General features: G+C 39.0%; 2 protein-coding genes. Both read left to right on the top strand.

Annotation, left to right across the window (positions count from 1 at the left end; genetic code table 11):
- On the top strand, positions 1–475 hold a 475-nt coding region (locus tag VIH09_RS13060), incomplete at its 5' end, for a carbohydrate binding domain-containing protein (protein ID WP_331581713.1).
- Between the two features lie 199 nt (positions 476–674).
- Positions 675–2,381, top strand: a complete 1,707-nt coding sequence (locus tag VIH09_RS13055) for a family 16 glycosylhydrolase (protein ID WP_331581711.1) — start codon at positions 675–677, stop codon at positions 2,379–2,381.
- The last annotated feature ends 217 nt before the right edge of the window (positions 2,382–2,598 follow it).

Genomic DNA, 2,598 nt, shown 5'->3' with positions numbered 1-2,598 from the left:
AGCTGTAAATGGTGGATTTGAAACAGGAGACTTTTCAGGTTGGGCAGTGTATAAAAATGGCGGAGCTATCGATGCTATTACTACAGAACCTAGTAGTGGAACTTATTCTGCTAAATTATTTGCCAGTGCTGCTACGGGATTGAATCCTACCCTAAAGCAAGAAAGAAAAGCAGCTGGCACTCTTGCAGTTGGTGATAAGGTTAAAATCACGTTTGATTATAAGGGAGCATTGACAGGTGAAAGCGGTATGTATTCGATACAATCTTTTGTTGAGGCAGCGGAGGGAGTGAATCAAGTCGTAAATATCACAGTTAATCCAACAGCTTCTTGGCAAACGTACACTACAACTTATACGGTAGCCGCTGGTGATATAAGTGGCGGTATTACATTGGAGTTTGTAGCTGTATGTGGTGGAGTACCAGGATGTAGTTCAACTTTGTATATAGATAATGTTTCTATAATAATAAATCCATAAGTTAGTTACTGGCTGACGGAGCGGATCGACCGTCGGTGTTCTATAGATTAGAGATTTATAAAAGGTTAACCAATAATTATTTATTGGTTAACCTTTTTTATATCAAATATATGGATTCCCATAAAAATCAAAACCCATAAACGATAATACAATATGCTTTTTTTCAAATATAAAAGCAGCCTCTATAAAAATAATTAGGATGAAAAAAAATACACTTCAAATGCTCTTTGCTTTTTTTCTGGCAAGCCAATGCTGTTTTGCTCAAGTTGATGTTGTTTATAATGATTTAGTTTGGTCGGATGAATTCGATGGAAATGGAGCCATAAATAGTAATAATTGGTTTCATCAAACGCAACTTCCCGCAGGCGGAAATTGGTACAATAATGAAGCGCAGCATTACACGAATTTAGAGACCAATTCTTTTGTTGATGCGGGCTGTTTAAATATAGTTGCAAAAAAAGAAAGCTATACTAATCAGGGTTTTACAAAACAATACACTTCGGCCAGGCTGAACTCTAAATTTGCGTTTAAATACGGGCGTATAGATGTTCGGGCAAAAATTCCCGTTGAAGCGGGAACATGGCCGGCAATATGGATGTTGGGTAAAAACGTCAATGAAGACGGAGGTTATTTTGATGCGGCTTACGGGACGAGTAATTGGCCAGCTTGTGGCGAAATTGATATTATGGAGCATGGCATTACTCGCTCAAAACCGATTAATTATATTCAAAGCGCCATGCATACGCCTTCTTCCTACGGGAGCACAACAAACGTAGGGGGTACGGAGGCTAATTCTGATATAGCGAATAACTACCATATCTATTCTATGAATTGGTCGCCAAACCAAATTTCATTCCTACTCGACAATGTGGTCTATTACACTTACAATCCGGCAGTTAAGGATGCAAGTACTTGGCCATTTGATAAAGAGCAATATCTTCTGCTAAATATCGCCATGGGTGGTGTGGCGGGGACAATATCGCCTGATTTTGTAGAAAGTTCGATGGTGATTGATTATGTGCGGGTATATCAAAATACCACTGCCGACACTCAGGCCCCCACTAATTTTACAGCTACGCTGGGGTCAGTCACAGGTTCTTCCGTAGAATTGTTATTGAATGCTACGGACAATTCGGGAACAGTGGCGTATGACGTCACGTATGGTGCGGAAACTGCTTCGGTATCTTTTGCTTCCGGTGTTCAAAAATCGCTAGTAATTACCAATTTATCTCCGAATACCGGTTATACTTTTAGTGTTTCGGCAAGCGATTTGTCAGGAAATGTTTCTGTTAATAATCCAATTGTGGTTAACGCCACCACTACCGAAAACAAGACCACAGAATGCGGCGGTACTGATTCAGCAGCCTCTCAAAATTCATTCTCGGTCGGTTATAATTACGCTTTCGAAACCACCGGCACGGACGTGAAAATTACTTTTGAATTATTAGATACCGACAAATCAGGAGTTGTCGCTTATTTGTGGAAAGAAACCCCTTTTGGCGAAATGGCCATGACAAACGTTTCAGGAAATATTTTCACCAAAACCATCACCGGACAAACCGTAGGGTCGACTATTGGCTATGCCGTTAAATTTGCTTACTCGGGTGGATTATCGGTAACGAAATATTTTTCTTATGTGGTAGGGAGCAGTTGTGCATTGGGATTAGAAAGCTCAAACGAATCCAAACAATTTTACTATCCGAACCCTGTAGAAAACAAATTGTATCTACAGCTATTAGATGACCAAAACAAAATAACTATGACAAATATAGTGGGGCAGAAACTGGTTGATGAGACCGTAAAATCATCCCATACATTGGACATGAGTACTTTTGAATCCGGAATCTATTTTTTAAAAGTGAACAACTCGCATGGAATCCAGAATATAAAAATTATGAAAAAGTAGCCGTTCGAAAAACGTGCGTTTTCGTTTTAACTATACATTAATAAGTTTCTTACCCCATCTTCCCCAATTAAAGATAACGTTTGCGGAAAAAGGGGAATCGACCAAGAAACAGGACGTTACCGAATATTGTATAGTCGTTTAAGTTGTAATTGATTCAGCAAATAAACTGTACAACACCACAACATGTGTAAAATGTTGTGGTTTTTTTTTTTTTTTT

Source organism: Flavobacterium sp. (assembly GCF_036515215.1).
In the GTDB taxonomy this organism is placed as follows: Bacteria; Bacteroidota; Bacteroidia; order Flavobacteriales; family Flavobacteriaceae; genus Flavobacterium.
The sequence above is the reverse complement of the archived record's forward strand: the minus strand, read 5'-3'. Positions and strand labels throughout refer to the sequence as shown.